31 protein-coding genes are annotated in these 24,078 nt (G+C 31.8%); all 31 read right to left on the bottom strand.

Annotation, left to right across the window (positions count from 1 at the left end; all coding sequences use genetic code 11):
• Positions 1 to 47: 47 nt before the first annotated feature.
• On the bottom strand, positions 48 to 494 hold the full coding sequence (locus tag BMX64_RS08610; RefSeq protein WP_091170294.1) for a DUF1572 family protein: 447 nt from the start codon (positions 492 to 494) through the stop codon (positions 48 to 50).
• On the bottom strand, positions 484 to 963 hold the full coding sequence (locus BMX64_RS08605; protein ID WP_091170290.1) for a nuclear transport factor 2 family protein: 480 nt from the start codon (positions 961 to 963) through the stop codon (positions 484 to 486). Before BMX64_RS08605 ends, BMX64_RS08610 begins: the two co-directional genes overlap by 11 nt.
• Positions 964 to 1,191: 228 nt before the next feature.
• Positions 1,192 to 3,225 carry an OmpA family protein gene (locus BMX64_RS08600; protein ID WP_091171131.1) on the bottom strand — a complete coding sequence of 678 codons (2,034 nt, stop codon included), beginning with the start codon at positions 3,223 to 3,225 and terminating at the stop codon, positions 1,192 to 1,194.
• A gap of 79 nt (positions 3,226 to 3,304) precedes the next feature.
• Entirely contained in the window at positions 3,305 to 5,092 is a 1,788-nt protein-coding gene (locus BMX64_RS08595; protein WP_091170286.1) for an Ig-like domain-containing protein, read from the bottom strand.
• Positions 5,093 to 5,458: 366 nt separating this feature from the next.
• Positions 5,459 to 6,346, bottom strand: coding sequence for a coiled-coil domain-containing protein (locus BMX64_RS08590; protein WP_244273274.1), 888 nt, complete (start codon positions 6,344 to 6,346; stop codon positions 5,459 to 5,461).
• A 143-nt stretch (positions 6,347 to 6,489) separates the two neighbouring features.
• Complete coding sequence (locus BMX64_RS08585; RefSeq protein WP_091170282.1) at positions 6,490 to 6,846, bottom strand: hypothetical protein; 357 nt, start codon at positions 6,844 to 6,846, stop codon at positions 6,490 to 6,492.
• 1 nt (position 6,847) lies between these two features.
• Positions 6,848 to 7,195 (bottom strand): hypothetical protein, encoded by a 348-nt coding sequence (locus tag BMX64_RS08580; protein ID WP_091170278.1) that lies wholly within the window; start codon positions 7,193 to 7,195, stop codon positions 6,848 to 6,850.
• Positions 7,196 to 7,249: 54 nt separating this feature from the next.
• Positions 7,250 to 7,582 carry a YtxH domain-containing protein gene (locus BMX64_RS08575; protein WP_091170274.1) on the bottom strand — a complete coding sequence of 111 codons (333 nt, stop codon included), beginning with the start codon at positions 7,580 to 7,582 and terminating at the stop codon, positions 7,250 to 7,252.
• A gap of 29 nt (positions 7,583 to 7,611) precedes the next feature.
• Positions 7,612 to 7,764, bottom strand: a complete 153-nt coding sequence (locus BMX64_RS15585; RefSeq protein ID WP_143056069.1) for a lmo0937 family membrane protein — start codon at positions 7,762 to 7,764, stop codon at positions 7,612 to 7,614.
• Between the two features lie 52 nt (positions 7,765 to 7,816).
• Positions 7,817 to 7,969, bottom strand: coding sequence for a lmo0937 family membrane protein (locus BMX64_RS15580; protein ID WP_121365230.1), 153 nt, complete (start codon positions 7,967 to 7,969; stop codon positions 7,817 to 7,819).
• A 25-nt stretch (positions 7,970 to 7,994) separates the two neighbouring features.
• Positions 7,995 to 8,618: a porin family protein gene (locus tag BMX64_RS08570; protein ID WP_091170270.1), complete on the bottom strand. Its 624-nt coding sequence runs from the start codon at positions 8,616 to 8,618 to the stop codon at positions 7,995 to 7,997.
• A 192-nt stretch (positions 8,619 to 8,810) separates the two neighbouring features.
• Positions 8,811 to 9,272 (bottom strand): sll1863 family stress response protein, encoded by a 462-nt coding sequence (locus BMX64_RS08565; RefSeq protein WP_091170266.1) that lies wholly within the window; start codon positions 9,270 to 9,272, stop codon positions 8,811 to 8,813.
• A 163-nt stretch (positions 9,273 to 9,435) separates the two neighbouring features.
• A complete protein-coding gene (locus BMX64_RS08560) occupies positions 9,436 to 9,621 on the bottom strand; it encodes a CsbD family protein (RefSeq protein ID WP_091170263.1) in 186 nt (61 codons plus the stop codon).
• Positions 9,622 to 9,833: 212 nt separating this feature from the next.
• Positions 9,834 to 10,040, bottom strand: a complete 207-nt coding sequence (locus BMX64_RS08555; protein ID WP_091170259.1) for a hypothetical protein — start codon at positions 10,038 to 10,040, stop codon at positions 9,834 to 9,836.
• 100 nt (positions 10,041 to 10,140) lie between these two features.
• Positions 10,141 to 10,809, bottom strand: coding sequence for a DUF4382 domain-containing protein (locus BMX64_RS08550; RefSeq protein ID WP_244273273.1), 669 nt, complete (start codon positions 10,807 to 10,809; stop codon positions 10,141 to 10,143).
• A gap of 249 nt (positions 10,810 to 11,058) precedes the next feature.
• A complete protein-coding gene (locus BMX64_RS08545; protein WP_091170254.1) occupies positions 11,059 to 11,946 on the bottom strand; it encodes an MlaD family protein in 888 nt (295 codons plus the stop codon).
• Between the two features lie 17 nt (positions 11,947 to 11,963).
• Positions 11,964 to 12,740, bottom strand: a complete 777-nt coding sequence (locus tag BMX64_RS08540; RefSeq protein ID WP_091170249.1) for an ABC transporter ATP-binding protein — start codon at positions 12,738 to 12,740, stop codon at positions 11,964 to 11,966.
• A gap of 1 nt (position 12,741) precedes the next feature.
• Positions 12,742 to 13,488, bottom strand: coding sequence for an MlaE family ABC transporter permease (locus tag BMX64_RS08535; protein ID WP_396180372.1), 747 nt, complete (start codon positions 13,486 to 13,488; stop codon positions 12,742 to 12,744).
• A gap of 369 nt (positions 13,489 to 13,857) precedes the next feature.
• On the bottom strand, positions 13,858 to 14,313 hold the full coding sequence (locus BMX64_RS08530) for a PA2169 family four-helix-bundle protein (RefSeq protein WP_091170244.1): 456 nt from the start codon (positions 14,311 to 14,313) through the stop codon (positions 13,858 to 13,860).
• A gap of 102 nt (positions 14,314 to 14,415) precedes the next feature.
• Positions 14,416 to 14,856, bottom strand: coding sequence for a hypothetical protein (locus BMX64_RS08525; RefSeq protein WP_091170240.1), 441 nt, complete (start codon positions 14,854 to 14,856; stop codon positions 14,416 to 14,418).
• 124 nt (positions 14,857 to 14,980) lie between these two features.
• On the bottom strand, positions 14,981 to 15,202 hold the full coding sequence (locus BMX64_RS08520) for a hypothetical protein (RefSeq protein ID WP_091170235.1): 222 nt from the start codon (positions 15,200 to 15,202) through the stop codon (positions 14,981 to 14,983).
• Positions 15,203 to 15,244: 42 nt separating this feature from the next.
• Positions 15,245 to 15,628: a hypothetical protein gene (locus BMX64_RS08515; RefSeq protein WP_091170232.1), complete on the bottom strand. Its 384-nt coding sequence runs from the start codon at positions 15,626 to 15,628 to the stop codon at positions 15,245 to 15,247.
• Positions 15,629 to 16,088: 460 nt separating this feature from the next.
• The gene (locus BMX64_RS08510; protein ID WP_091170229.1) at positions 16,089 to 16,850 is read right to left on the bottom strand and encodes an SDR family NAD(P)-dependent oxidoreductase; all 762 of its coding nucleotides are present in this window, start codon (positions 16,848 to 16,850) and stop codon (positions 16,089 to 16,091) included.
• Positions 16,851 to 16,900: 50 nt separating this feature from the next.
• Entirely contained in the window at positions 16,901 to 17,053 is a 153-nt protein-coding gene (locus tag BMX64_RS15700; RefSeq protein ID WP_167543044.1) for a hypothetical protein, read from the bottom strand.
• Positions 17,054 to 17,072: 19 nt separating this feature from the next.
• Positions 17,073 to 17,546, bottom strand: coding sequence for a Dps family protein (locus BMX64_RS08505; RefSeq protein WP_091170225.1), 474 nt, complete (start codon positions 17,544 to 17,546; stop codon positions 17,073 to 17,075).
• 235 nt (positions 17,547 to 17,781) lie between these two features.
• On the bottom strand, positions 17,782 to 18,873 hold the full coding sequence (locus BMX64_RS08500; RefSeq protein ID WP_091170221.1) for an alkene reductase: 1,092 nt from the start codon (positions 18,871 to 18,873) through the stop codon (positions 17,782 to 17,784).
• Positions 18,874 to 18,980: 107 nt separating this feature from the next.
• A complete protein-coding gene (locus BMX64_RS08495) occupies positions 18,981 to 19,988 on the bottom strand; it encodes an NADP-dependent oxidoreductase (RefSeq protein ID WP_091170216.1) in 1,008 nt (335 codons plus the stop codon).
• Between the two features lie 62 nt (positions 19,989 to 20,050).
• On the bottom strand, positions 20,051 to 21,433 hold the full coding sequence (locus tag BMX64_RS08490) for an NAD-dependent succinate-semialdehyde dehydrogenase (protein WP_091170213.1): 1,383 nt from the start codon (positions 21,431 to 21,433) through the stop codon (positions 20,051 to 20,053).
• Between the two features lie 3 nt (positions 21,434 to 21,436).
• Positions 21,437 to 21,805, bottom strand: coding sequence for a DUF892 family protein (locus BMX64_RS08485; protein ID WP_091170207.1), 369 nt, complete (start codon positions 21,803 to 21,805; stop codon positions 21,437 to 21,439).
• A gap of 576 nt (positions 21,806 to 22,381) precedes the next feature.
• Positions 22,382 to 22,576 carry a hypothetical protein gene (locus BMX64_RS08480; protein WP_091170203.1) on the bottom strand — a complete coding sequence of 65 codons (195 nt, stop codon included), beginning with the start codon at positions 22,574 to 22,576 and terminating at the stop codon, positions 22,382 to 22,384.
• A 270-nt stretch (positions 22,577 to 22,846) separates the two neighbouring features.
• Positions 22,847 to 24,021, bottom strand: a protein-coding gene (locus tag BMX64_RS08475; protein ID WP_244273223.1) for an IS3 family transposase whose coding sequence is annotated in 2 segments (ribosomal slippage) — positions 22,847 to 23,754 and positions 23,754 to 24,021 — 1,176 coding nt in all. Because the reading frame shifts where the segments join, the coding sequence is not laid out codon by codon here.
• Between the last annotated feature and the right edge of the window lie 57 nt (positions 24,022 to 24,078).

Raw genomic sequence — 24,078 nt, 5'->3', positions numbered from 1 at the left:
TTAGTGTAAATTAATTTTAATTTTTGAGGATATTCTTAAAAATAGATTTAATTATCTAATAATCGCCTGTGGTAATTGATTTGTCCCAGATGATAGGCTAGGTGCGTGGTCAAATGGATCAGCATAAACTCAGTTGAAGTTTTTTTTTCGAAAACTAAAAGTGGAAATTCCATTTTTAATTCTTCTTCTGAGATGATATTAAGTGCATTGTTAACGACAACAATGGTTTCTTCGATTTTTTGTATTAATTCTGCTCTTGGAATATCTTTCAGCGAAAATTCGAGTGCTCGGTTTCTGATATATCCGGTTTTTCCAAATTCGGCTCCAATGTATGTATTAAGATTTCCTACCAAATGCAAACAAAGATTCCCGGCTGAATTAGCTATTCCTTTTTGGATTTTCCAAATATCACTTTCATTTTGGTACGACTCAATTTCGGTTTTTAACTTATTCAAATCTCGGTTGAACAGTATTTTTAAGCTTTCAATTAGCATTTTTAGATTCTTTGTATTTCTTCAATGATAATAGTGCTTGTTGTTGTATTTTTTGTTGGAAAAAACCAGTCCAGCCTAATAAATATCCTGTAATTCCAAAAGCTTGTTTGGACCATTTCCAGATGTCGAAATTATCGGTGTGTTTCTTTATTAATCCATCTTTAAACTGAAACTGCGCACGAATAACATTTACTACTTTTCTATTGGTTTTGCTAAAGTTGTAAGTAGCGATCCATTGTGCGGAACCAACGTATTCATCTGCTTTTATATCTGAAAATTCAATTTTGATATTGCCTTTACTTTTTTCAAGTAACATTTTCCACATTTGGCAAACATCATTTTCTTTTAATAAACCAAAAGCAGGATCGCGAAACTCAATTTTGGAATGATAGCATTCACACATTGTTGAAGCGTCTGCATTGGCAAAAGCAGTATAGAACTTAATAATGGTTTTTTCGTTTGCGTTCATATTTACATAAAGTGAATAGTAAAAATAATAATTTTTTTGTTAAAATTTAGGTTTTAAAAGGTAATGTAAAAAAATAAAATGCTAGTTGATTCTTAATTTTGAAAAATAAAAGAGATTTTCAGCATGAGATATTCACTGAATTCTAAATTTTAAATAAAAAAGAGGATAGACTTTTAAGTTTCTATCCTCTTTTATAACATATCAAACGGTATGCTGTATTATTCCAACTTATTTTGTGGCAGGAATAATATCAATTATTACCGTACGATTATAAAAACGCTCTTCAGGAGTTTTATTCTCAAAAGGAGATTTGTTTTCATTTTCACCATAACCTGACACCTCGAATTTAACATCGTTTCTACCGGCTTTAGTTAAACTGTTCTGGATTATTTTTTTCACATCATTTGCACGTGCTAATGACAAATCCTGATTGTAAACTTCTTCACCAATAATATCGGTATGGCCTTTAATAATTACGGTTGCTCCAACAGGAATTTTTGGCGTAACTACTTCGGTAAGGTATTTTTCATACATCGTAATTGCTTTAGACGTATTAAATTCATAGATGATACTATATCTCATACCTTCTTCCATTTTTGCAGGAGTCCAAAGCACCATGTGAACCGGAGTTTCTTTCTCTACAATTTTACCGCTTTTAGTTTGACCAATCATTTTTACTTTATAATCACCTTCTGGACGATTACCTAAAATTGATTTTCCAGGAATTTTAACTTCTTCTTGAGTGTATGGTCCAAAAGATTGTACTTTACCTTTTTCGTCTGCTATTTGTAATGACCAAGATGATAATGCTTCCCCAGCTCCTTTATTATTGAAGGTTACATAACTTTCAACAGGTGCTTCTTGCAATGCTATAATTTGTACTGGTTTCAATGGAGCATCAGGACCACTTTGAAATTCCATCAATAAATCTGGAGAATTACTTTCGATAGAAACTCTACGATCTCCTTCACGTAGCAACACTAATTCTTGTGTTCCTCCTGGTTGTTCTGATGGGATATTTGGTTTGTCTTGACCTTTTGTAGTAATTCTAGCTGCATTTATTGCAAATATATTTACCAAATAGGTTTTAACAGATTCTGCCATAGTAAGACCATCTGTATTGCCATTATTAGAGGAACCCACCAAAGTAATTGTCGCTGAAGGATTTTTTTGCATACGGTCTCCAAGGATATTCAGAACGTTATAATAAACAGTCATTTGACGTTTAGACCTATCTGATAAGTTTTTTGGAGCAAATACTTCCAATTGATCTTCTTTAAAGTCTTTCACTTGATTTTTCGTTAATAAAACATAACGATTTGGAATTTCTGTTGATCCTTCATTAAAGAAAACATAATTTCTAAGCGGAAAAATTTCAGTCATCCTTCTTTCTCCGGGAACATTACTAGGAGAATTTACTGAGAACTGTACTTCACGATCTTGTAACAAATCAGTAGCTTCTTGAACGTTTAATCCTTGTCCAAATTTAAGGGCAACACCAGCTCGTACGGTCGTGTTATTCCAAGTTTCTGTTGAGCGTGGATTTTGACCAAAATAGGGCTGGAAAGAAACAAAAGGAGACAATACAAATTGTGTTTTGTTGCTATCTGAAGAAAGTGGAATATCATATCCTGCACCAATTTGCATTGATAAAATAGTTTTTTCAATGTCACTAAAGTCACCCGTTACCGCAGGAGAAGCCTCTTGATCAGGAAATGCTGGATTAATACCTAATTGATACTCAAATGATTTATCCAGATTAAAAGCTAAACGTGGACCTCCATAAAGATAAAAATTAGATTTGAATGGAGCAAAACGTACGCTTGGTTCCACAGTGATGTAACTAAGATCAGTAGATAAATCTGCTGGACAGTCACAATCGGTAAGCACTTGATCAAAAGATCCTTTACGACTATCATAACCTGCTTGTAACATAACTCCCCATCTGGAATCAGCTGGACGATATTCTAAAAGTGGCGCAATGAAAAGCCCAACACCATCTCCATCATGAAAAGTAGCTGGAGGTGTAAAACCAGAATTCAACTGATTTGTTGAACCACGGTAAAAATTAGAATTGGCCCCACCAGCGACACCAAAGTACCAAGAAGGTTTTGCATATTTAACTGCTTGTGTTTCTTGTGCTTGAAGCGGAGTTTGAAAACTTAACCATGATAAAGCAATTATTGCAACGCTTTTGATGTTAAGGTGATTTGGAGACCATGCCACACATGGTTTCTCAGTATATTTAGTTTTTGATTTCATTTTTTGCATTTTTTATTATTAGGGTTCATTTAAATAAATCCCGCCCGAAGACGGGAGATTTAAATCTGATACTAGTTGTTTAGTTAGAAGGGATATTAATAATCGTATTTACCATAGTTACCGATGAAATTAATGAAATTGCTCTCCCGTTCAACACAGTTTCTTGACCAACAAGCGTTGTACTGTTAGCTGGAGATGACAATGTAACTCCTTCTTCTGCGATAATGTTTCCAACCATTACACCACCACCAGCATAGTTAATTACTGCTGAGCTACCTACGTACCAGTAGACATTTTTAGCTAAAGCTCCACCTATCAATTTAACACTTCTTGAAGCTGCTGGAGAACCAACCGTTAAAGAAGACTCTGCTTGGAAATACCAAACTGCATTTGGATTTCCTTGGGCATCTAATGTAAGGTCACCATTTGTGATTTTATAGCTACCACTAGCTGATTTGTAAGTACCTGGTGCCAATGTTAAGGCTCCTAATTCGCCAGATCCTTGATCACTTCCTCCTGGTTTTGAAGCTGGAGAAATACTATTATAAAGATCTCTTGCTGCATTCAATCCGTCAAGCGCTATTTGTGCTTTTGTAGCATTTCCAGGTGCAGGTGCAGCAGTAAAAATTCCACCAAAAACAAGTCCGTTATTAAGCGGAGTAACATCATAAAATTCATTTGGAGAAGCTAATTTATCAGTAAATCCAGTTACTAATGTAGAAGCTGCAGTTGTTCCGATGCCTCCGTTATTAATCCTAGTGTTAAGACCTTGATTCGTGATTCCAGCGTTTCCACCAAATACCCCGAAGAATAAACCTGCAGCGGGAGCAGGAGTATTAATATCCAATGTCGTAAAGCTCCAAACATAGTCATTTGCCAATGCAACACCTGCAACATTTTTTGCACCAATTGAAATTGTGGCGGTATAAAGTGTATTTTCTAATAAATCACTTGTTGGGTTAAAAGTGGCTGTAGTTCCAGAATAACTTACGGCTCCAGCAATAGTTGTTGTACCTTGTTTTAAAGTAAAAGTTGTTCCATTTATTGTTAACGGATCCATAATCATACTGAAGTTAGCAGTAATCGTTTTATTGATACTGATTCCCGTTGACATATTAATTGGATCTGTAGACGTTACAGTAGGAGCAACTAAAGCGCCTGTTGTAAATTGCCATACATAATCGGCTATTATAGCTGTATTGTCTAAATTTGTTACTGCTTTAGAAATAGTAGCGGTATAAACAGTATTAGCTGTCAAAGGTGCTGCTGGTATGAAGGTAGCTGTTGAACCACTATAGGTTACAGTTCCTGAAACAGCTGTAGTTCCTTGTTTTAAAGTATAAGTACTTTCAGTAATAGTTGAAGCCTTCATCGGCATGTTGAAGGTAACACTTACTAATTTATTTAAAACCACATTATTAGTTTTGTCTTCAGGATCAGTAGATGCAACCATTGGAGTAACTGTTAAACCTGTGCTAAAAGTCCAAATAGTTTCTGTTTGTAATGCATTACCTGTAAGGTCTTTTACTGTTCTTGCTATTCTTGCAGTATAAGTAGTGTTAGGAGCAAGTAAAGCTGATGGGGTAATGGTTGCTGTAGTACCAACGTAAGTAACTACGCCTGGTATTTGTGAAGTACCGTTAGATAAAGTAAATGAAGACTCATTTATTGTTTCAGGATTCATTTCTTCATTAAAAGTGACCGAAATTAATTGATCAAGAGGGACATTTGTAGCTCCATTTGTTGGAGCAGTAATTGTCACAACCGGACATACGCCATCGATTTCTTGGAAATCGTCTTTCGCGCAACCGGTAACTAGTGCAATAAAAAGTATTGCAAAGGTTAATAGTAATTTTTTTGTTTTCATTTTTTTTAATTTAGGGGATTAAGTATTTTGTAAAAACAAAGGTTGTTCTATTATCGTCGGTTAGTATTATACAATTAGAAAGATAACTTGTATAATTCACTCCTTTCAAATACTGAATAGTTGATAGTCGATTCAAAATCAATAATTTATTCTTTTATTTTAGTAACAAAAGTTAAGGTACTTCCTGAAAAAATTGGGAAATTAGACAAGTAATTATTCTAAAAACATCTTTTAGAGCACTACTTTAGAAAGAAAGGTGAAATTGAAAAAAATGTAGGGGGTAATTAAAATGGACTATAAATAGTCAAAACAAAAGATTGAATACACAGAATTTTATTTTTGGAATAGAACAAAAAAATTAAGGTTTTAATTCTCAATTTTATTGATTTTTTTTCCTTTTTGCTTCAAGTTGAAAATAAAAACAGTTAGTTCTTTAGTATAGGTATCAAGAGCTAAAGCAGATTGTTTCATGTAAAATAAGGATTCTTTCAATTCTTCGGGTGAATTTGAAGGCTGATTCAGGAGGTAAGAAATGCCTAAAATATTAGAAATGGGTTGTCTTACTTTGTGGGAAGTTATAAACATAATTTCCTCTAATCCATTGGTATATTCATTTTGATATTCTTTGGCTCTTTTGAGTTCTAAATTAGCTTTTATTAATTGAGCCGTTCTTTTCTCTTTCTCTTGGTTTTGAAAAGAAAGTTCTCTGTTGGCAATTAGTAGCTCAGCAGCTCGTTTTTCTTTTTCTAGGTTTTGAAAAGCAAGTTCCTTGTTAGCAATTAGTAGTTCAGCGGCTCGTTTTTCTTTTTCCAGATTTTGAAAAGCAAGTTCTTTGTTAGCAATTAGTAGCTCAGCAGCTCGTTTTTCTTTTTCTAGGTTTTGAAAAGCAAGTTCCTTGTTAGCAATTAGTAGTTCAGCGGCTCGTTTTTCTTTTTCTAGGTTTTGAAAAGCAAGTTCTTCGTTGGCAATTAGTAGTTCGGCAGCTCGTTTTTCTTTTTCTTGGTTTTGAAAAGCAAGTTCTTCGTTGGCAATTAGTAGTTCGGCAGCTCGTTTCTCTTTTTCTTGGTTTTGAAAAGCAAGTTCTTTGTTAGCAATTAATAGTTCAGCGGCTCGTTTTTCTTTTTCTAGGTTTTGAAAAACAAGTTGCTTGTTGGCTATTAATAATTCTGCTGCTCGTTTTTCTTTTTCTAGGTTTTGAAAAACAAGTTCATTATTAGCAATAAGTAATGCCTCTTTTTTTATTCTTTTGTCCATGTATTTTCAAATTAAATTTTTTAATTGATATTGTTAAACGAAAGAATTTATAAGAGTATTACAGGTGTATTTAATTTAGTTAAAGGAAAAAAAAGAATTGTTTAATTCATTTTAGCATTTTTATTCCAGAAATAAAATCAGAATTAAATATTTTGTGAATTTTCCTCTGTGGACTTATCGGAATGTTTTGTAACGACATTTGTTATTACAAATTGCAATAACGTTCCTAATATTCTTTTGATTGGATTGTGGGTTGATCCTAATAACACTTTTTTAGCCAAGTATCCTGTTGATATCCCTATGACATTACTGAGTATATTACCTTTAAATTCAGAAGTTGTAGCCATTTGACCAAAAGCGTTTTTGATTAAATTCAACGGTTTTAAACTTTCAATGGTATAATGATACTGATCTTTGAGTTGTACTAATTCGTCAGCTTGCTTCATCTTCATTAACAAGATAGTTTCCTTAAGAATTTCTGTTTGGTTTATCTTTTTCATATTAATTTTTTTTAAGCATTTTAACAATCATAAAATTGCTAATAGGTGTTTTAATCCACTCATTTTTAAATATGTAAAGAATAATTGCAATTAGTAAATAAAAACTAGATACTATAAAAAAACCATAATATAGTTTTCCAACTAATTCTCCAATCCATAAGGAAAGTCCAATATTTGCCAAAAAGGCAAACATTGCAAAAACAATAGAAACGGCCAATCGAGAGAGTAGAGAAGACATGACATCAGCAGCTTTATCGACTGTATGTAACTTTGCCAATTCTACTGTTGTTCTAGTGTAATCCTCTGCTCTTTCAAAAAGCATTTCTATTGTTGTTGCGTTGTTTTCCATGATATAATTTGTAAACGTACTTATTTATTGAAATTTTAAAAATTAAATATCGGATTAGATATTCGTATTTTTAATTTCGTTTTTTGCATCGTAAAATTTTGATTTTCCTTCAGCAAGTAAAGCTTCGCCTTCATTTTTTGCATCGTAAAACTTTGATTTTCCTTCAGAAACTAAAGATTCTCCTTCTTTCCAAATTTTCTCGTATTTTTGGGTAATTGAACCTAATAATGTATCTAATTTGTCTTTCAACTCATCAGCATAGTCATTGCTTTTATCCATTATTTTTTTTCTCGTTTTATCGCCTTTTTCAGGTGCAAACAATACTCCTAATAATGCTCCAACGGCAACTCCACCTAAAACTCCTAATATTATTTTATCTGCTTTCATAATTATTTATTTTATTATTGATTATTTTATTAGATATTTCTACCTGAAATAAGTCTAAATAGTATTGCTATTACTGCAATAACAAGAAGAATGTGTATTATTGATCCTAAGCTGAATGCAAAAAATCCAATAGCCCAAAAAATGACTAATATTACTGCTATGGTATAAAGAAGATTGCTCATTATTTTTTATTTTTAATTATTTTTTTTATTAAAGTTTTCAATAGTGATTGAATTAAATTTTTCTACCTGAGATAAGTCTAAATAGAATTGCTATAACTGCAATGACTAGAAGGATGTGAATAATTGATCCTGCACTATATGCGAAGAATCCAATTGCCCAAAAAATAACTAAGATTACTGCGATGGTGTAAAGAAGGTTGCTCATGATTTTTAGTTTTAATGATTAATTTTTAGTTTAGTCTAAGACCTATGTATGCGCTTAAAACACTGTTTTTTGCATCTGAAGAAATAAAACTATCGTCTTTTCCAATTTTAGTTAATCCATAATTGTAACGTACCCCAAAGTTTACTACATCTAAATCAATCCCTAAACCTCCAGCAAGACCAGCGTCAAACTTATTGAAATCATTAGTGTCTAATTCGTTTTCAGAACTACTAAAATTGGAATCATTTGTTGTTTTTCCGCTTACCATATAGGCAGCATAAGGACCAACATGTACATTAAAATTATCTGTAATATTCATTACTAATAAAACGGGTACTTCAATATAGTTTACATTGAATTTAGCAGTTCCTTGTACAAAAGCGTTATTGTATACTAATTCAGCACCTTTTGTAGTATAGCTAATTTCAGGTTGAATCGCGATATTATTACTAATAGGAAACTTAGCATACAACCCGGCGTTGAAACCCGTTAATACATTATTATCATCTACATTATCTGTATATAGATTTGAGAAGTTTAGTCCTCCTTTAAAACCAAAAGAGGCAGTTTTTTCTTGAGCTTGAACAGCTGTAAAAGACATAAAGCTTAATACTAATGAAGCGAAAATTAGTTTTTTTGAATTTTTCATTTTATTTGTTTTTTATTGAATTATTATAATACAAATATCAACATCTTACAGCGCTACATTGTTACAATACTTTTAGTTAAATTTATATTATTCACACCTCAACGTGTTGTAATTGTTTCGTTTTAAAGATTGTTACCATAATGAACAATATAAAATAAAAAAGACGAGTTCAAAACTCGCCTTTATAATTCACTACTTATTGTTCACTGTCAAGTTTTTTAATGCTTGGCCAAGTCCATCCATATCACGTTTATATTCTTCTTTGAAAGATTCCCAATCGCTATTAGCATCATTTTTATAAGTCTCAACTTTAAGTTTGATTTCTTTATTTTTTTCTTCTAGCTCTTCAATTTTTTTAGCATAGGCTTCATCAATTGATTTACCAGTATTCTTCATGTTAGCTTTCATTTCTGCTATTCGCATTTCATTCTGCTTAATAGTAGCATCCGTACTTTCTTTGAAATCATTCCATTCTTTCTCGGTAGCAGCGGCTCTTACATCTGATAATTCTTCTTTTGCATCATTAAGATTATCTCTTGCTTCCTCAACATTATCTTTAGCAGCTTCTTCTTTTTTTGAGGAATCTTGACAACCTACTAAAACAGTTCCAGCCATGAATGTTGTGATGGCAAGTGTAAAAATTATTTTTTTCATTTTTTTATATTTTTTTGATAAAATTCGCAAAAGAATTTGTTTTAAATAGCTTTTGCTTAGTTAGTTATAATGTATTAAAGATAGTAAAATTGTAATTGTTAACCAAAATTTTTTTAATTGGAACTACTATTAAAATAGTAAATGGTTGGTAAAAGGGGATTGTTTAAAGTTTTTCTATAATTTTAAGTAATTCTTCTTTGGTTATACCCAATTTGACTTTAAGTTTTTCGATCATTTCCTCTTTCTTACCATCTGAAAAAAACAAATCATTTTCAGTCAAAGCTGCAAATTTTTGTTTCAGTTTTTCCTTTTGTTCTTCCCAATTTCCCGCTAGCTCCGTTGAATTCATTTTTTTTTGTTTATTGCACGTAAAATAATTTTCACTTTTACAAAGTTGGTCAGTTTGTAGATAAAATCTCTTGTATAACTTTATAAAAAATTTGTTTTATTCACAGATTTTATTAAAATCAACAAAACTTTTCAAAAATTTATTGGATTCCACAGAAGAAGCTTAAAATAATGCATAAAGATAATGGGGCTTTTATTTTTTCAGTTCCAAATCTAGTTATGGTTTGGAATGTATTTTTTAAGAATATTCTCTAGGGTTTCATAATAATCGGTTAGAATTTTAATATTTATTTCTGGGGAACTCACCTCCGGAATCGTTATTGGGATTTCTAATAAATATTTTGATAATTCGGGATATTCATTATGTATTTTGGAAGTAATTTTGAGAATAGCTTCGTTAAGTTCTTTTTCAGTTTTCATGATAATTTAATTTTAGTTTTTTAGATTGATATTCTATTAATGAAAACGCTCCTTTTTCTTTAGAGAAAGGAGCGTTTTGAAAGTAACCCGTATTTTGTTTTTACAGACCTACTAAAATTCCGATGTCTGTTGTCAGACCCGCAGTTACAACAACATCAGTTTTTATAACAGGTAATAGAGGTAATGTGGGAGTTACAGTTATGGTATAGATTCCTGGAGGAAGTCCCATAACCATAAATTCACCATTTTCATTTACATTAGTTGAGTAAGACAGTAGGGTTGTAGTTGATTTTGCCTCTACAACAGCCATAACTCCAGGAGTAATCATGCCTTTTATAGAACCACTGGTTGCTTTTTCTATTGTTCTAATGACCGGTTTCAATTGATACCCTCCATTTCCTAAATTAACTATTGATTTGTTGGCATCAAAATCAAGAAGAACGCTATATAATATTCCTTCTTTAAGAGATTGGTTGACTTGAAGTTTCAAACCGCTTTGTTCTGCACTTGGAGTGCTCAAAGGATACGTTACGTTGTCAAGTACTACCGTGTTTTCTGCTCCTAAAATAAGTCTTATTTGAGTTACTTTAGACATTTCTAATGAGTCGGTTGCAATTAACACATCAACTCCGTTAGAAAGCTCAAGTAAGTTGTAAATACCTTTCTTTACATTTAGTATGACAGTTTTACCATCCTCACCCATAACTTCTACTCCTTGTATGTCTACATTTACCTCATCATAAGGACCTGGAGCATCAGTTAGTCTCACAGCATAAGGATACTTGGCTGCTTGATCATCATCATTGTTACATGAAGTTATTAATAATCCAAGCATGATAAAGGACAGAATAATTTTCATTTTTTTCATTTTTTTAGTTTTAAGTTTTTTCAACTAGGTAAAGATATTAACCACTTTATCTAGAATTATTATAGTACTTCCGTATTATGTTATAGGATTCGCACTTTGAAGGTTCTAAAAAAAGACTTATTCATTTTTAAATGTTTTTTAGAATGAAAATTATTTTAAAGAATCATTTTCAATATCTATTTTTAATTCTTTCTTCATTTCAGCCTCTTCTAATTCTAAAGCTTCCTCAGCCTTTTTTTCTTCCTCCTTTTTCTTTTTATTAAAAAAACCTCTCAACAAAAAATTATGTTTGGCAGCCTCTATGACTTCATTAAGACCTTTTGTAGCTGATTTGACATTCGTTAAAGAAGAATCAATAACTTTTCCCATTCTTTCATCACTCACCAGTTTTGATAACGCTCCTTTTCCATCGTTCATTTTAACGGTGAATTTTTTGAATTCAGTCGAGCTATTTTCAAGATTACCAATCATGTTTTTTATACTGTTACCAAATTCTTCATCGGAAACCAATTTAGACAAAGCACCATTTCCATTATTCATGCTGTAACTGAATTTGGCAATTTCAGAAGTTATAACGCTTGCATTATCAACACTCTTCTTAATCCCATTCATTAAATCATCCATTTCAACGGCTTTCTTTGAAGCGATATAATCATTATTTTCTACAACAATGTTCGAAGAATTTTTGCCAGAAGAAATTGTAAGGACTTTGTCGCCCATCAAACCATCGGAACTAATACTGGCAAAAGCATCTTTTTTGATGTATTTACGAACTTCATCTTTTATAACTAATTTGATAACCACAGAAGTATCCGTTAAAAATTCAATCTCTTCAACAGTACCAATATTAATACCTGATAAACGAACATTATTTCCTATCTCAAGTCCGTTGACCGAATTAAATTTTGAATACAATTCAAATGTGGATCCAAATAGATTTTTTTGTTTTCCAACAAAATAAATGGTTCCTACAAAAAGGACTAATCCTATAATTACAAACATTCCCAATTTCCATTGGTATCCAGATTCTTTATTCATTTCTTATTTTTTATTGGTTATATGAAAAAAGAACGAACCCATTCGTCGTCACTTTTTTCTAATTCTTCGTAAGTCCCTTCGGCATGGATGATACCGTCTTTTAAAATCATCAGTCTATCACTGGTATGTTTTGCACAAGCCATATCATGTGTAATTATTATTGATGATGTTTTATATTTTTTCTGTATTTCCAATACTAATTCACTGATTTCTCTTGAAGTTATAGTATCTAATCCAGTAGTCGGCTCATCATATAATATGATTTCTGGTTTTAGAATAAGAGTTCTAGCAAGCCCAATTCTTTTGCGCATACCACCTGATAATTCCGAAGGCATTTTATCAATGGCTTCACTCAGACCGACACTTTCTAAAATTTCTTTAATTTGATTCTCTACTTCCTCTGAAGATAAATCTTTTGCATGTCGTTTTAAAGTAAAGCCAAGATTATCCCGAACGCTCATGGAATCATACAAAGCTGCATTTTGAAATAAAAATCCGATTCGGACCCTAATTTCGTTAAGTCCGGCATTATCCAGTTTAGTAATATCAGTGCCAAATACGTTTATTTCACCTTTATCTATAGCCAATAATCCTACGATGCATTTTATGGTAATTGATTTACCAGAGCCCGATTTTCCCAAAATGACCAAGTTTTCTCCTTTTTTCACAGTAAGATTGACCCCTTTCAAAACCTCGTTTTTACCGAAGGATTTATAGAGTTCTTTTATTTCTATTACTGCAGTATCCGTTTTAGAAACTGGAGTAGTTTCTTGTATTATTTTTTCTTGTATCATATTAGAAAAATAAATCAGTTAATTGTACCGCAAGCATATCAATAATAAATATAGTTAGCGAAGCAGTTACTACAGCAGAATTAGCGGCTTTACCAACACTTTCTGTCCCGTTGGCCGCATTAAAACCTTTATAGCAGCCTATCATACCAATGAAAAAGCCAAAGAAAAAAGTTTTTATGGTCGCTGGAAAGATATCTAAAAAGGTAATTGATTCTAAAACTTGCGCTAGGTAACGATGAAAATTAACATCACTATGAATATTTATCCCCACGTATCCTCCAAGAATACCAATTCCATCGGCATAAATCACTAAAAGTGGGATCATAAGTGTCGTGGCCAAAATCCGTGTTACTACTAAATATTTATAAGGATTTATAGCAGAAACTTCCATTGCATCTATTTGTTCCGTTACTTTCATAGAACCTAATTCAGCACCAATACCGGAAGAAACTTTACCTGCACAGATCAAAGCGGTAATCACGGGAGCTATTTCCCTGATTAGAGAAAGGGCAACCATGCTTGGTAACCAGGATTCTGCACCAAACTTAGCTAATGTTGGTCTGGATTGAAGTGTAAGTACTAATCCCATTATAAAACCTGTAATAGTAACTAATGGCAAAGATTTATATCCAATAACATAACATTGTTTAATGAATTCCTTCATTTCATAAGGAGGCTTAACGACTTCTTTAAAAAAACGTAATGCAAATATTGTCACGTTTCCTACATCATTAAAAATATCTTTCATATAATTAATTACGCTCTCTTTTTTAGCTGCTACTATATTATTCATTTGTCATTATATTGTTTTTTTATTAAAGAGTATACTAGATGTTTATGGATTTTGAATAAACTAAGGAGTCAATTGTATGCTACTATTTTTTAAGGATCATAATGTATTAGCCTATTTATCTTTTTATTCAATTAAAAAATAGTCCTAAAATTATTTATATTCTTATTGTAGAATTCAGGAATCAAAAACATACTATCATAAGAACAATTTCAATTGATTTTTTTATGATTTATCAGAGATACAATACCAAAAAACTATAAAATTAATAGTAGTATTATTTATTCATAAGGGATTAAAGGTTTTGTCTACTGATATTTTTTTCGATTAGACAAGCATTAAATCTCCTAATTCTTTTACTTTATCGTGGTCTGCTTTTAGTAAAAGTTGCTGTGCTTTAAGTTTTATTTGTAACTCATAGGTAAGATGTTCAAGATTATTTGACACAGTATCCCTGTAATTTTTCATGATTACAAAATCTTCATATTCACATGAATTTAAAAGATCTTCTCTTTCTCTATAGTTGAGAGTAGCCATGAAATTATGCCAAAACTTTAATAAACGTGCTGTAATTTTAGTTTTTTCAACAGGAATTCCTCCCATTTTTTTAACCTCTTCAACAAGTTCTGATTTGCATTTTAAGCTGGTTTCTTGAAATTCAGAAAACAAATTTTTCAAATCATTTTCTTCCGTTATTTTTGTGGCTATTTCATAACCTTCAATTCTATCGTTATTGATCTCAATAAGATTGTTTAATACTACAATTGATTTGGCTGTATTCATCTTACACTTGAATTAAATTGACACTTATAATTATTTTAATAGCCTATAAAAATTACTCAAATTATTAATTGATTTAATAATCTGAGTAAAAAAATCTAAAATCTAAAATCTGTTTGTTGATAAAACCATTTGCATTCCAGGAGATTTAACATCTGGATGGTCTTCAGCGGTAATAAATATTTTTGATGGTTTAAATGAAGTAACGGTTTCAAATGAAGCCTTAAGTTTTGAAGACATAAATCCGGTATCGCTTTTTACCTGTCCAATATTTTTGATCAGAGATTCATCAGTTTCCATCCAAACTACATATACATTTTTTGAAGGCTCTAATCTGGAAACTTCTGCTAAATTTGATATTTTTATTTTAATCAAATAATTTTTGTTGCTATCCTTATTCACTTTTACATCACCCTCTGCTGCTGGAACTACCGAAGAAGTTTGAAAAGAAACATTTTTTCCGCAAGAATGTAAAGATAACGCCATGATAAGTACTGAAACACCCGTGAATAATTTGCTACTAATTGAATTGAATTTAATTGTCATTATGGTTTTTATTTAAATGTATTTACCATACAAAATTCATAATATTAGCAGTAAAATGAGTTATATAACTATTTTAAAATGTTACATTATTCACAGATGAAAATAAGAGCTTCAGTTACTGAATTTAGGCACTTTTTTTATTGCTCGTCACAATCAAAACGACACCTCCTACGGCAAGTACAATACCAATTACTGGTGACCAGGCCATTGGATGATTCACTTCTTTATTTATCTCTATTGGGCCTATATCAACTACTTTTTCGGTGGTTGTGAAATTGAAGCTATTGTATAGTACCATTATTATTCCTAAAATAATCAATACGATTCCTATGGTTTTTGTTTTCATGTTTATTATTATTTATTTAAAAGTTATTTTATAAAGTTGGAATTAAGCTTCTGAAAAATATTCTTTTACAAAAGTATGTTGCTGATTTGCCGTCATTTTATCGGTATTTTTAATCTCAAATTTAATTTTTAAAAAACGCTCATCTTCACTCAAAAAATCAAACAGTTCTACTTTTGCATTACTGGGCCCGAAGAGAATGACACGTTTATAATTTTTTATGGTTTCTCCTATTTTCTTATAATAATCAGAAAGCTGTTTTTTTTCTTTACTTTTTATTAAACTTTCGTATTCAGCTAAACTTATGTTTTTCTGTTGATTTGTTAGCTTTGATTCAATAGTTTCTATTTCAAAATGTTTTGATGTAAACTCCATTAAATAAGCAATGGAATGATCCATCCAGACACCTAATTTTTTGGTTGTTTTCATAATGAACTTTTTTAGATAATACAGCTGAATAATTTTGGTTACTTATTTAAATATAAATTATAATAGTCTAAATTTCAGGTATTTATTTTAATAAATGTTTATATAAATTTACATAAAAATTATAAAATTCACATATTTAAAAAGAATAATAGTAGATGAATCTATTATAATGAGATTGAAGTGACGCTATCTTGATAAGATGATTCAAAATATATTCATAAAAATGTTGAAATAGTAATTAATTTGAAGGTGAATTTGAAACGGTTTTTGTTAAAAAAGGAATAAAATAAGTAGTTTATTTCCATAAAAAAGCTGTTGTTGCCAACAGCCTTTTCCTAACCAAAAAACCCAACCTAATCTTATTATTTTTAGTAGTTCATTTTTGAACTGTATTCTTATTTTTGAATAGTTTAGAGTTTTAAATTCTAAACGTTATTTTTGCCAACTTTCATTACTAAATTTATTGTACACTTAGTCCACCATCAATTACTTGGGTAGTTCCAGTAATAAACTGACTATCATCACTGGCAAGAAAAACTACTAGTTTTGCAATTTCAATTGGTTCAGCATAACGGCCTAGTGGGATAGTTGCTTCTAAATTTTTCTTAACTTCGGCAGCATGTCCTGCAGAAAAACCTTCTTCCAAAGAACGCATCATTCGGTTATCAACTGGTGAAGGGTGAACAGTGTTTACACGAATTTTTCTCGTTGCTCCTTCAACAGCTGTTGCTCGCATAATTCCTACTACAGCATGTTTACTGGTGATATAAGCACTTACATTCGGACTTCCATTTATTCCTGCTACTGACGAGGTCATGATAATACTCCCGCCATCATTCATTTGTGGCAGAACATATTTGTTTCCTAGCCATGTTCCTTTTACATTAACCGCAATAACTTTGTCAAAAATTTCTTCTGGATAATCAGCAATAGGTTTCACAATACCTTCAATACCAGCATTGTTAAAAAATACATCTATTTTTCCATAAGCTTTTACAGTCTCATTAACATAGTTTGCTACGTCTATAGATTTTGACACGTCAGCAACACAATATTTGACATTTTTATCATTTAGTTTTTCAATAGTCTCCTTAAGTATTTCTTCATTTAAATCAACCAACATCACTTTTGCACCTTCTTCTAAGAAAAGTTTTGCAGTTGTTTCACCAATACTTCCAGCTCCTCCTGTTATAATCGCTACTTTATTCTCTAATTTTTTCATGTTAAAGTTTAGTTTAATGAATGGAAATTTTGAATAGCATAACTCTTTAACTAAAGCATTTTAATACATAACGTTTCGTCAAAACTTTCAAAACTGGTTTCTGTATTTGCTATATCTTCTTCGTTATAGACTCTGGGAGTTATTTTACCTACTTTACAATAACTTTTAGAAGCTAAATAAACTTCGTTTTCTGATTTTTCCATTTTATTTATTTCGTTTTAATTATTCTAAATACCTTCTTAGTGTCCATGCCATTGTTTCGTGTGCTTCCATCAAGCCAGTCAGGAAATCAGCTGTTCCAGCATCCTTATTTTCTTCTGCAGAAACATCAACATCTTTTCTTAAATGAACAATAACAGTTTCATGATCTTCTAATAATTCTTTAATCATATCTTTTTGGGAAGGATAATGATTTGGTGATTCTTTAAGTATTGTTAAATCTGAAAACTCTTTCATTGTTCCAATTGTTTTCCCGCCTAATTTGCTAATGCGTTCCGCTACTTCATCAATAGATTTTTCTAATTGGGTGTACTGACCTTCAAATAATTTATGAAGTTCCATAAAACTTTCGCCTGAAACGTTCCAATGAAATTTTCTTAATTTGATGTATAAAGTCATTTCATTCGCTAAAGTTGAAGAAAGAATTGAAATACTGTTTTTTAAATGTTCTTGCGTAATTCCTATTTGTAGTTTCATAATTTCTGAATTTTATTATTGTTTAATTTTTGTGCTTAAATACGATTTTGTCTAATTCTTTTCTTTTGAATTCTCAAAACAGTATAATGCAATTAAGACTAAAATTTTACATTACAAAGTTCATTCTATTCATCCAAAAAAAATTATAAAATTTATTAAATAAGTTGCATTATTCACACACCATTTGTTTGATATGATATAAATATTTCAATGTTTAATAGGTGTGATAATTCTATTACTGTGTTTTATGAATTGGATAATCAGTATATCCTTTTTCATCTGCCGAATAAAATAAATCGATTTTAAGATCTTCTGATAAAGGCCAATCATTTTTAAATCGTTCCACCAAGTCAGGATTATTAATAAAAGGACGTCCAAAAGCAACAAGGTCGGTAAGCCCGCTTTCAATAGCTGCTTCAGCGCTTTCTTTATCATAACCACCACAAAGAATCAAAGTGTTCTTGAAATTATGACGAATCAGTTTCTTGATTTCCAAGGGTACAGCAGGTGCTCCCATAGCGGAATGATCTACAAGATGAATATAAGCAATATCCAGTTTATTGAGTTCTTTAGTAAGGTAATTGTAAGTTTCATCAATTTCTGGATAATGAGGCATATCACTGGCTACTCCGTAGGGTGATAAACGAATGCCTGTTTTTTCCTTTCCAATGGCTCGTGCAACTGCGGTAACAACATCAATCACAAAACGGCATCTATTTTCAATGCTTCCGCCATATTGATCCGTACGGATATTGCTTATAGGCGAAAGAAACTCTTCTAACAAATAACCGTTGGCACCATGTAATTCGACACCATCAAATCCTGCAAATAAGGCATTTTCAGCAGCTGCTACATATTCAGTTTTAGCATGTAAAAGATCTTGTGCGGTCATCTCTTTTGGTATTGAAAAATCTTGTAAGCCTTTCAAGTCGGTCCACATTTGTCCAGCGGCTTTCACTTGAGAAGGAGCAAGAATTTGTGATTCTTTAGGCATGTTCAATGGATGACTTATTCTTCCGGAGTGCATTAATTGAACAATTATTTTTCCACCATTTTCATGAACGGCCTTGGTTGTTTTTTTCCAACCTTCTACTTGTAATTCACTAAATATTCCTGGAATCCTGGCATAACCAAGCCCATTTGGAGATGGAGAAGTTCCTTCGGTGATTATTAATCCGGCATCGGAACGTTGTTTGTAATATTCGGCCATCAATTCATTAGGAATATTCCCAATAGCTCGGCATCTTGTCATTGGTGCCATAACAATTCGGTTTTTTAATGTTAAATCGCCAACTTTTTTAGATAAGAATAATTCTAATGTTTTCATGTTTTATAATCTTAAATTATTGATATAAAGGTAATTATAATTAATTTATTTAAATTTAAAATAGCTAAGAAAATAATGTATTTCTCAATAAATAAGTCTTTTACAATTTAATGCATTTGTGATTCAACAATCATTTTTCCGGTATTTTCTCCTTTGAATAATCCCAGTAATGCTTTTGGTAATTGGTCAAAACCAAGTTCTATAGTTTCAGTAAATTTCAATTTACCTTCTTTGACCCATGTAGACAGCTGTTTTATACCTTCAGGAAAATCACTTTGATAATTACTGATTATAAAGCCCTGCATGAGTACACTTCTGGTCAGTAATATAGGTTGGAGGCGAGGCCCTATGGGTTTTTCAATAGTATTGTATAGCGATATTTGTCCGCATAAAGCGATACGCCCCTGGAAATTCATATTTGCAATAACAGCATCCGAAATGTCACCTCCTACATTATCAAAATAGATATCAACTCCATCGGGACATATTTTAGCAATGGCTTTAGAGATATCTTTGGTAGTTTTGTAGTTGATAGTTTCATCAAAACCAAAGTCATCCTTTAATACATTTGTTTTCTCATCAGAACCAGTTATTCCAATGACTCTACAGCCTTGAATTTTGGCTATCTGTCCAACTACTACACCAACAGCTCCAGCTGCTCCGGATATTACAACTGTTTCTCCGGATTTAGGTTTACAAATGTTCATAAAACCAAAATAAGCGGTTAGTCCTGTCATTCCTAAAACACCTAAATAATAACTTGACGGTGCAATAGAAGTATCAATTTTTTTGATTTCTTTTTCGGAACAAATGTAGTGCTGGCTCCAAGGCAGCATACCAACAATGACTTCCCCAGGTTTAAATTTATTAGATTTACTTTCTATTACTTTTGCAACTGCAGCACCTTTTATTGGCTGATCAATTTGAAATGGTTCTATATATGATTGTATATCATTCATTCTGCCACGCATGTAAGGATCAACAGAAAAGTATATTACTTTTACTAAAATTTCTCCATTTTTAATTTCGGGCATTTTTACATTTTCATTTCTAAAATTACTCAGAGTTGGTATCCCTTTTGGTCTTGAGGCCAATACAATTTGATTTGTAGTCATTTTTATTTATATATTTTTTGCCGTAATATGAATTTTGGCCAATATCTTGTTCCTTAATTATTCTATAGTGGATCCGAAAGCCCGCTAATACGAATGAGTTTCTTGTTTACAAATTCTTGAATTCCTAATTCAGATAATTCTCTGCCGTAACCGGAATTTTTAGTTCCTCCAAAAGGCAGATCAGGTTGGGTCCAGGTTGGGTGATTGATAAATACCATTCCAGTATCAATTTTATCAGCGATACGTTTACCACGTTCTATGTCTTGAGTAAATATGGAGCATCCTAACCCAAAACTGGAATCATTTGTCAATGTTATTGCCGCTTGTTCATCTTTGACTCTGTAGAAAGAAGCTACAGGTCCAAATATTTCTTCATAATAAGCAGGAATTTCTGGCTTCAAATCAGTTAGAATAGTAGGCTGTACAAAAGCACCTGGAAGATCAGAACGAGTTCCACCAAGCAAAATGGTTGCTCCAGCATCAACAGATTTCCTAATTTGATCTATAATGTGTACGGCAGCTTCTTCGCTGCTCATCGGCCCTAATTCTGTTGTGGAGTTCATTGGGTCACCAACAACTAAGTTGGACATTTTTTCTTTGAATTTTTCAATGAATTCATCTGCAATTGCTTCTACAGCTATAAATCTTTTAGACGCCACACAACATTCTCCATTATTATTGATTCGACCTACAACTGCCCATTCAACAGCTTTGTCAATGTCTGCGTCTTCAAGAATGATGAAAGCATCGCTACCACCCAATTCCAGTACTGATTTTTTTAAATATTTTCCAGCTTCTGATGCTATACTTGCACCAGCTTCCTCGCTTCCGGTAAGTGAAACTCCTTTTATTCTTTTGTCTGCAACCAAAGAAGATGCTCTTTTTCCAGAAATCAAAAGATTAGTGTAAAGACCATTGGGTGCTCCGGCTTCGTTAAATAAATCTTCAATAGCAATGGCACATTGAGGAACCATTGATGCGTGTTTTACAAGAACCGTGTTTCCAACCATAAGGTTTGGAGCAGCAAAACGCGCCACTTGATAAAACGGAAAATTCCATGGTTCAACGCCTAATATTACACCAATGGGGCTACAACGAATGTAGGCGCTTCCAAATTCAGGTTTTAACTCTTTATCAGCTAAAAATTCCGCAGCGTTAGTAGCATAATAGTCAAAAATATCAGCACTCAATAAAATTTCACCTTCGGCCTGAGCAATTAATTTACCCATTTCCAGTGTTATTATTTTAGCTAGATATTCTTTTTTTTCACGCATCAAAGCAGCTACTTTGTGCAATATTTGAGCACGTTGCTCGTAATTAGTTTCTTTCCATGAATTGAATGTTTTTGCAGATTGCGCAAGCAACATATCAACAGCTTTATCAGTCATTTCCTCAAAAGAGCGTACTACTTTATTGGTATATGGATTAACAGTTTGAATAGCCATTTTTTATTTTTTAGAAGGATTAATTGTAATTTCTTGTTTTTCTTGTGGGGTTACCAAACCATACATTGCTTCATATTGCAACATGATGTCTTTTTCGCCAATGGAATTAAAAAATTCTTCCAGGCGTTTGATATGGTCTATTGTAAATTGCAGATGCACTTTGAGTGCGTCTGCTAGTTCATCAGTGACAGCATTTTTAATCAATACGGGAATCGAGATAATCAGTGCTTTTTCTGTAAAGTAAATTTCTTTTAATTCCTCTACAAAAATATTTCGACAGCCTTCACTAGTTTCGGAAAATGTTTCATTTGAATTTCCTTTCCCTTTTTCTAGCGTGACATTTTTATCAGTTTTGGTTATGGTACTTTTCATTTGTTTTTTATTTTATTGAAGAACATTAATTCGATATTGTAAAGTTGGAGTTATAATACTTCTAAAGTATTACACAATTAATCATATGTATTACATCTTTCACATATTGTCAAATTAATCTTTTGAAATCAATCAGGATGAAATCTTTACAATTTCGGTGTTGATCAAAGTACTCAGGCCATTTAGATTTACTAAAAAAAAGAAATGATTTCAGCGATACAACTTCTCATAGGTGATAGGTAAGTAGTTGTTTTTAAAGGATTTTTATAAAAAATATTTCTACTAATCTGATAAATCTCAGGATTATTATGAAATGAAATTAGAGTCTTGGCAGAAAAGACTCTGGAAATAGACAGGAATATTTGTAGGTTATAAAATAAACTGCTGTGAGTTAAAAAATGGAGCGGTTTATTTGGTATTTTAAGTTCGGTAATGCAAAAAAAAAGCTATTACTATGGAAATAAAAAAACTTCCTTTTATATAATAAAAAGGAAGTTATAGATTGTAATCAATTTATTGTGCTTGCTTGTTTCAATTGGTTTTAAAGAAATAGAATCATACAGGCAGAAATATAATTTATGATTCGTCTTTTGTTGTACGAACTAAGCTAATTCCTGAAACAAAGAATAGTATACCTAATACTCCGTAAATGATTAGTGCTTTAATATCCGTTGTTTCGCCTGAAGTACTTGCAAATATGACTGCAGTGTAAATAAGTCCACCTATTCCAAGAGCAGTAAGTAACGCTCCAAATATTCTTTTAAGATTCATGATTTTTCTTTTTTAAGATTTATACTTTTTTTAGCGGATGTTTTTAACCGAATTGGTTTAAAAACATCCACTTTAAATAATTAAAGCTCCTTTTGCAGAAGTGATAATTACATTACAAATGTATTTTGATTGTACGCTCAAAGTGTTATACAATTGTTAATAAAAGTTATATCATTCACAGTTTAAAGGTAATCGAAAAGATTCTTTACTCAAAATATTTATAAAGAATTAATAGTGAACTGGATATGCAAATAAAAACTGCACATTAAGTTAAGCTACATTTTTGTAATTAATTTGATTATTAAATTCTTCAATAGTTGCATAATTCAAAGCAGAATGTCTCCTTTTTCTATTGTACCAAATTTCAATGTATTCAAAGATTTCTAGTTTCATTTGTTCTTTAGAAATCAGTTTGTTCCCATAAATCAATTCCGTTTTCAAAGATTTGAAGAAGCTTTCCGCCACAGCATTATCCCAGCAATTTCCTTTACGGCTCATACTGCGGGTTATTTTTTTATAGGAATCAAGAACATTTACAAACTTTTTACTGGCATATTGAACACCTCTGTCAGAATGAAAAATCAAACCTTCATCAATATCTCGGTTTTTAACCGCCATTTTCCAAGCTCCAAGCGTAGTTTCTTCTGTACTCATTCCGTCACTCAAACTCCAACCGATAATTTTTCTGTCGTATAAATCCATAATAGTGGTCAGATATACAAACCCCTCTTTAGTTTGGATATATGTAATATCCGAAACCCAAACTTTTGAAGGCATTTTTACAATAAACTCTCTGTTTAATACATTTTCGACAACTAAATAATTATGATTTGAGTTGGTTGTAACTTTGAACTTCTTGCTTAATTTGCTCCGTAAGCCAAGTTCTTTCATATATTTTGCAACTGTAATTCGTGAAACTTTATAACCTAAATACTGTAATTCCAATGTTATTCTAGGACTTCCATATCTTTGCTTGGCTGCAAAATAAATCAATGTTATCTGTTCCTTTATGGTAATTTTTAGTTGTTGTCTTGCTGTGATTGCTTGTTTTTTCCATCGGTAATAACTTCCGCTGCTCACTTGTAGAACTTTGCACATTTTTTCAATCGGGAATAGTTGTTCATTGCTTTTTATGAAACTATAAATCATCGAACGCTCTTGGAAAAAATGCCGATTGCTTTTTTTAATATATCACGTTCTAACTCGGCATCTTTGAGTCTTTTCTCCAGTTCGTGGATTTTTTCTTGCTCGGGAGTGAGTTTTAAATTTCCTTTCCCAGGAAAACTTCCTTCTCCAAATTCCTCAAACTCTTTACGCCATTTATACAACTGTGGTGCTGTGACTCCCAACTCTCTGGCGAGTTCTGATACATTTGTTCTATCATAACTCAATTGAACGGCTTTTCCTTTAAAAGCTTTGTCATAAATTTTGCGGACTTGTTTCATAGGCTAAAATTAAGATTATTTCTTAACTTTCTGTGATGGCTAAGTTAGCATGTCCAA

The sequence above is a fragment of the Flavobacterium sinopsychrotolerans genome, from assembly GCF_900110375.1.
Taxonomy (GTDB): Bacteria; Bacteroidota; Bacteroidia; order Flavobacteriales; family Flavobacteriaceae; genus Flavobacterium; species Flavobacterium sinopsychrotolerans.
The sequence above is the reverse complement of the archived record's forward strand: the minus strand, read 5'-3'. Positions and strand labels throughout refer to the sequence as shown.

Coding starts and splice junctions, on each gene's coding strand:
- BMX64_RS08610 (WP_091170294.1), bottom strand. CDS start 494: ATGCTAATTGAAAGCTTAAAAATACTGTTCAACCGAGATTTGAATAAG.
- BMX64_RS08605 (WP_091170290.1), bottom strand. CDS start 963: ATGAACGCAAACGAAAAAACCATTATTAAGTTCTATACTGCTTTTGCC.
- BMX64_RS08600 (WP_091171131.1), bottom strand. CDS start 3,225: ATGAAATCAAAAACTAAATATACTGAGAAACCATGTGTGGCATGGTCT.
- BMX64_RS08595 (WP_091170286.1), bottom strand. CDS start 5,092: ATGAAAACAAAAAAATTACTATTAACCTTTGCAATACTTTTTATTGCA.
- BMX64_RS08590 (WP_244273274.1), bottom strand. CDS start 6,346: ATGGACAAAAGAATAAAAAAAGAGGCATTACTTATTGCTAATAATGAA.
- BMX64_RS08585 (WP_091170282.1), bottom strand. CDS start 6,846: ATGAAAAAGATAAACCAAACAGAAATTCTTAAGGAAACTATCTTGTTA.
- BMX64_RS08580 (WP_091170278.1), bottom strand. CDS start 7,195: ATGGAAAACAACGCAACAACAATAGAAATGCTTTTTGAAAGAGCAGAG.
- BMX64_RS08575 (WP_091170274.1), bottom strand. CDS start 7,582: ATGAAAGCAGATAAAATAATATTAGGAGTTTTAGGTGGAGTTGCCGTT.
- BMX64_RS15585 (WP_143056069.1), bottom strand. CDS start 7,764: ATGAGCAATCTTCTTTATACCATAGCAGTAATATTAGTCATTTTTTGG.
- BMX64_RS15580 (WP_121365230.1), bottom strand. CDS start 7,969: ATGAGCAACCTTCTTTACACCATCGCAGTAATCTTAGTTATTTTTTGG.
- BMX64_RS08570 (WP_091170270.1), bottom strand. CDS start 8,618: ATGAAAAATTCAAAAAAACTAATTTTCGCTTCATTAGTATTAAGCTTT.
- BMX64_RS08565 (WP_091170266.1), bottom strand. CDS start 9,272: ATGAAAAAAATAATTTTTACACTTGCCATCACAACATTCATGGCTGGA.
- BMX64_RS08560 (WP_091170263.1), bottom strand. CDS start 9,621: ATGAATTCAACGGAGCTAGCGGGAAATTGGGAAGAACAAAAGGAAAAA.
- BMX64_RS08555 (WP_091170259.1), bottom strand. CDS start 10,040: ATGAAAACTGAAAAAGAACTTAACGAAGCTATTCTCAAAATTACTTCC.
- BMX64_RS08545 (WP_091170254.1), bottom strand. CDS start 11,946: ATGAATAAAGAATCTGGATACCAATGGAAATTGGGAATGTTTGTAATT.
- BMX64_RS08540 (WP_091170249.1), bottom strand. CDS start 12,740: ATGATACAAGAAAAAATAATACAAGAAACTACTCCAGTTTCTAAAACG.
- BMX64_RS08535 (WP_396180372.1), bottom strand. CDS start 13,488: ATGAAAGATATTTTTAATGATGTAGGAAACGTGACAATATTTGCATTA.
- BMX64_RS08530 (WP_091170244.1), bottom strand. CDS start 14,313: ATGAATACAGCCAAATCAATTGTAGTATTAAACAATCTTATTGAGATC.
- BMX64_RS08525 (WP_091170240.1), bottom strand. CDS start 14,856: ATGACAATTAAATTCAATTCAATTAGTAGCAAATTATTCACGGGTGTT.
- BMX64_RS08520 (WP_091170235.1), bottom strand. CDS start 15,202: ATGAAAACAAAAACCATAGGAATCGTATTGATTATTTTAGGAATAATA.
- BMX64_RS08515 (WP_091170232.1), bottom strand. CDS start 15,628: ATGAAAACAACCAAAAAATTAGGTGTCTGGATGGATCATTCCATTGCT.
- BMX64_RS08510 (WP_091170229.1), bottom strand. CDS start 16,850: ATGAAAAAATTAGAGAATAAAGTAGCGATTATAACAGGAGGAGCTGGA.
- BMX64_RS15700 (WP_167543044.1), bottom strand. CDS start 17,053: ATGGAAAAATCAGAAAACGAAGTTTATTTAGCTTCTAAAAGTTATTGT.
- BMX64_RS08505 (WP_091170225.1), bottom strand. CDS start 17,546: ATGAAACTACAAATAGGAATTACGCAAGAACATTTAAAAAACAGTATT.
- BMX64_RS08500 (WP_091170221.1), bottom strand. CDS start 18,873: ATGAAAACATTAGAATTATTCTTATCTAAAAAAGTTGGCGATTTAACA.
- BMX64_RS08495 (WP_091170216.1), bottom strand. CDS start 19,988: ATGACTACAAATCAAATTGTATTGGCCTCAAGACCAAAAGGGATACCA.
- BMX64_RS08490 (WP_091170213.1), bottom strand. CDS start 21,433: ATGGCTATTCAAACTGTTAATCCATATACCAATAAAGTAGTACGCTCT.
- BMX64_RS08485 (WP_091170207.1), bottom strand. CDS start 21,805: ATGAAAAGTACCATAACCAAAACTGATAAAAATGTCACGCTAGAAAAA.
- BMX64_RS08480 (WP_091170203.1), bottom strand. CDS start 22,576: ATGAATCTTAAAAGAATATTTGGAGCGTTACTTACTGCTCTTGGAATA.